The 4,230-nt window shown below is 78.5% G+C and carries 4 protein-coding genes; 1 reads left to right on the plus strand and 3 read right to left on the minus strand.

All coding sequences use genetic code 11. The annotated features are described in order from the left end of the window. Window positions 1-402: 402 nt before the first annotated feature. A complete protein-coding gene (locus tag RIF68_RS29120; protein WP_375165192.1) occupies window positions 403-1,212 on the minus strand; it encodes a VOC family protein in 810 nt (269 codons plus the stop codon). A gap of 157 nt (window positions 1,213-1,369) precedes the next feature. Next, window positions 1,370-2,314: a MerR family transcriptional regulator gene (locus tag RIF68_RS29125; protein ID WP_309054271.1), complete on the minus strand. Its 945-nt coding sequence runs from the start codon at window positions 2,312-2,314 to the stop codon at window positions 1,370-1,372. A gap of 73 nt (window positions 2,315-2,387) precedes the next feature. Between RIF68_RS29125 and RIF68_RS29130 the strand changes: the two genes are divergently transcribed. After that, the gene (locus RIF68_RS29130) at window positions 2,388-3,938 is read left to right on the plus strand and encodes an alpha/beta hydrolase (RefSeq protein ID WP_309054272.1); all 1,551 of its coding nucleotides are present in this window, start codon (window positions 2,388-2,390) and stop codon (window positions 3,936-3,938) included. Window positions 3,939-4,051: 113 nt separating this feature from the next. Here the strand turns inward: RIF68_RS29130 and RIF68_RS29135 are convergent. Beyond that, window positions 4,052-4,230 (minus strand): amidohydrolase family protein (locus RIF68_RS29135; protein ID WP_309054273.1); only part of this gene is annotated, 179 nt, incomplete at its 5' end.

Below are 4,230 nucleotides of genomic sequence, written 5' to 3' on the forward strand. Positions count from 1 at the left end.
ACCGTATCCGAACGGGAGGCGCCCCTGTGGGGGCGCCTCCGGCCGTGTGGTCGGCACGCCCGAGGGGCCGGCGCCCGGCGGTTCGCCGGGGATCACCCAGGATCGCGAGAACGCGCGGACAGGGCAGTGGTCCGCCCGGGCCGCGGGGCCGGCGCGGGCAGCCGCCGGCGCTCCTCGCTCGGAAGATCCCGGGCGCGCTCCGTACCCGGCGTGCGCGGGCGGCGCGTCCCCGAGGCGCCGCTGCCGGTTCTCCCGTCCGCCCGCCAGGTCGCGGAGCGCCGGTCCGCCGGACCCCGCTCCTCCGGCCGGGCCGAACCAGCTCACCGGTGACCCCGGCCCGGAGCCGGCACACGGGGCCGCAGGAGCCGCCCGTCATGTCCCCGGAGGGCGGCCCCTCACCGCTCAGCCCTCCCCGTCGTCCTCCACCTCCAGCGTGAACAGCGCGCCGTCCGGGTCGCGGACCACGACCCGGCGGTCCGTGTCGTCGTCCTCCGGGCGGTGGACGCCGCCCCACTCGCCGCCGGGGACGAGCGAGCCGCCGTGTGCCACCACCGCCGCCTTCGACGCGGCGAGGTCGGGGACCCGGAACCGGACGAGCCAGCGCGGGCGCAGCTGCGGGCGGGGCGAGGCCGATTCGACGGGGCCGCTGTCGAGCCGCGCGACGGCCTGCCCGTTGCGCCGCAGGACCACCCGCTCCTCCTCGTACGAGACGTCGCAGCAGCCCGGATCCGCCTCCGCCCAGCGCAGCACCCCGCCGTAGAAGACGGCCGCGGCGAAGGCGTCCCGCGTGTGCAGCTCCAGCCAGGCCGGGGCCTGCCGTTCGCCGACGTGCCAGCGCGAGACCAGCCGTCCCTCCCACACCCCGAAGGCGGCACCCTCCGGGTCGGTGGCCAGCGCCGCCCGCCCGCGCGGCGGATAGGCGACGGGGCCGACGCCGACCGTGCCCCCGCGCTCTCGGATCCGGGCGACCGCCGCGTCCGCGTCGTCGACGGCGAAGAAGACCGTCCAGGCCACCGGCACGGCCAGCTCGGCCGCCACCGCCGCGATCCCGGCCACCGGCACCCCGTCACGCTCGCCCACCGCGTACGCCTCGCCCAGGGAGGCCGGCCGGAAGGTCCAGCCCAGGACCGCCCCGTAGAACCGCTGCGCCGTGTCCAGGTCGCGTGCCGCCAGGCTCAGCCAGCAGGGCGCACCCGCCGCCTCCGCGGTCATCGGCCCCGTCACCGCCACCACCTCCTCGTCCCGCGCCCGCCGGCCGGACGTCGCCCCGCGCCCCTTCCCGCCCCGGGCCCTTCCCATGCGTGTCCTCACCCGGCTGCCGGTGCCGGCCACCCGCGCGGGTGCCTCGCGGCGCCCCGGCGGGCGCGGGTCAGGCCGCGTCGCGGGCCACCTGGTCGCGCAGCGCGAGCGAGAGCCGGTGGTGGAGGGCGCCGACGACGGGCCGGCCGGGCGGGAAGAGGCCGGCCGCCAGTTTCCAGTAGCGGACCGTCGAGGGGCAGGCGCCCCGGGCGAGCGGTTCCAGGAGCCCGCGCCGGAACTCCGGGGTGTCCCGGGCCCCGAGGGCCGCGGCGTACGCGGCGACGAAGCCGTCGAGGGCCGCGCCACCGTCCGGCTCCCGGCCCTCACGGGCCTCGGCCGCGGCGAGCGCGTACGCCTCCGCCAGCCCCTCGTACAGCACACCCGCCCGGTACGAGCCCTCCGGCAGCGGCGGCGGGACGCGGAACCCCCCGCCGCCCCGCGCCGGCCCCGAGACGAGGGCGTGCAGCCGGGCGAAGGCGAGGACCTGCCCGGGATCCGGTTCGGCGGGCGGCTCCGGCACCACGGCGTCGAGCACGGCCGTCACCACCCGGCGCGGCAGCCGCGCGGGCAGGGAACGCCGCCAGAACGCGACCAGGGCGGCCGTGCCGGGAGGGGACGGAAGGGCGCCGAGCAGCGCCAGCCGCTCGGCCCGCTCCCCGGCCGGGGAGTCCCGCAGGGCCCGCAGCGACGCCTCCTGCCAGCGCAGCGCCGCCAGCCGGGAACCGACCTCCCGCAGCCGGCCCGCGAGGACCTCCTCCAGCGCCCCGCCGGGGTCCCGCGCCCCGTCGCCCCCGGACAGCACCCGTTCCACCTCGGACACGGGCACGCCGAGCCCGCGCAGGGACCGGACGAGGCGCAGCCGGTCGAGCGACTCCGGTCCGTACCGGCGGTGCCCGCCCGCGCTGCGACCGGCCTCGGGCAGCAGTCCGCGATCGGAGTAGAACCGCACCGTCTTGACGGTGACACCGGCCCGCGCGGCGAGCTCACCGATGCTCCACCAACCGTCGTCGGACATCACGACTTGAACCTCCCTCAGGGGGAGTTCCTAGCGTAACGGCGTGCGATCACCGACGTGCGAGGAGACGATCATGACGCTGTTCCTGCTGGTGTCCGGGCCCTTCACCGGCGGCTGGGTCTGGGACGAGGTGGCCGCCCGGCTGCGGGCCGAAGGGGCCGCGGCCCACCCGGTCACCCTCACCGGGCCCTCGCCGCGCGCCCCGGGCGCCGGCCCGGCGGTCACGGACATCGGCCTGGAGACGCACGTCGACGACCTGGTACGGCTCATCGACGGCCTCGGCACCGACGACCCCGGGGACCTTGTGCTCGTCGGCCACGACTACGGCATCCATCCCGTCCTCGGCGCCGCGGGCCGGCGCCCCGAGCGGATCGCCCGGGTCGTGTACGTGGCCGCCGGCCTGGCCGAGGACGGCGACCCGGCCCTGCGGTTCGTCCGGGACGAGGCGGTCCGCGACCGGCTGACCGCCACCACCGTCGCGAGCCCCGCCGACGTACCGCCCCCGGTGGGGGAGGAGTGGGAGCGCTGGGGGAGCACCGAGGGCCTGTCCCCGGCCGCCCGCGAACGGCTCGGCCGGCTGGCCGTCCCCCAGCCCGCCCGTACCCTCACCGAACCGCTCCGCCTTCCGGCCGCCGTCGCGGACATCCCCGCCACCGGCGTCCTGTGCACCGCCGACGGGCCGGGCATCGGCATGATCGAGACGCTGGCGGAGGCCGGACCGCCCCAGTTCCGGGCCCTGGCCGAGCGCGGTGTGACCTTCTTCGAGCTGGACACCGGCCACTGGCCGATGCTCTCCCGCCCCGACGACCTCGCCGGCGTCCTCCTCGCCGCCGCGGCCGGCCGGGGCCACCGGCTCCCGGCGCCGGGTCCCGGCCCGGACGGCGCGGCCGCGGCCGCCGACCGCCCCTTCCTTCTCGACGTGCCCGTACGGCCCCGCGAGCGCACCGGCCGGATCGACCTCCACCTCCCGGAGGCCGACGGCCCGCGCCCCGCCGTCCTCTTCGTCCACGGCGGACCGGTGGCCGCCGACGCGCGGCCCACCCCGAGGGACTCCCCGGTCCTCCTCGGCTACGCCCGCCACGCGGCGGACCTGGGCGCCGTCGGCGTCACCCTGGACCACCGCCTGCACGGCCTGACCGACTACGGACGGGCCGCCGGTGACCTGGCCGAGGCCGTGGAACGGGCCCGCGCGCACCCCCGGGTCGACGAACGGCGGATCGCCCTGTGGTTCTTCTCCGGCGGGGGACTGCTCGCCTCGGACTGGCTCGCCGCGCCGCCGCCCTGGCTGCGCGCCCTGGCCCTCACGTACCCGGTGCTCGCCCCGCCACCCGGCTGGGAGACGGTCCCGTCCCGGTTCCGGCCCGTGACCGCGGTGGCCTCCGCCGGGCGGCTCCCGCTCGTCCTCACCCGGGCCGGCCGGGAGCACCCCGACTTCGCGCGGACCGTCGCGGACTTCCTGGACGCCGCCCGCATCCACGGGGCCGCCGTCGAGGTGGTCGACGTGCCGCACGGCCGGCACGGCTTCGAGACGCTCGACCCCACGGAGGAGTCCCGGGCGGCGGTCCGGCACGCCATGCGATCGGTGCTCGGCCACCTGACGGACACACCGGACACGGACGCCTGAGGAAGACGCCCGGCGGATCCGGGGCGAAGACCTCCGGCGCACACCCCCGACGGCGGGACGCGGCGGCACCGCCTCGCCCGGACACCCGGCGGTGACCGGCCGGGACCGCCGGTTCAGGCGGCGTGGACGAGCGCGCCTCCCACATAGGTGCGCTCCACCCGGGCGTCCGCGATCTCCTCCGCAGGGCCGGTGAGGATGTCCCGGTCCAGGACGACCAGATCGGCCAGGTTCCCGGCCCGCAGGCTGCCGGCGTCGTCGTGGCCGTTCACATGGGCCGAACCGGCGGTGTAGG

The organism is Streptomyces sp. (assembly GCF_031178505.1).
GTDB lineage: Bacteria > Actinomycetota > Actinomycetes > Streptomycetales > Streptomycetaceae > Streptomyces > Streptomyces gulbargensis.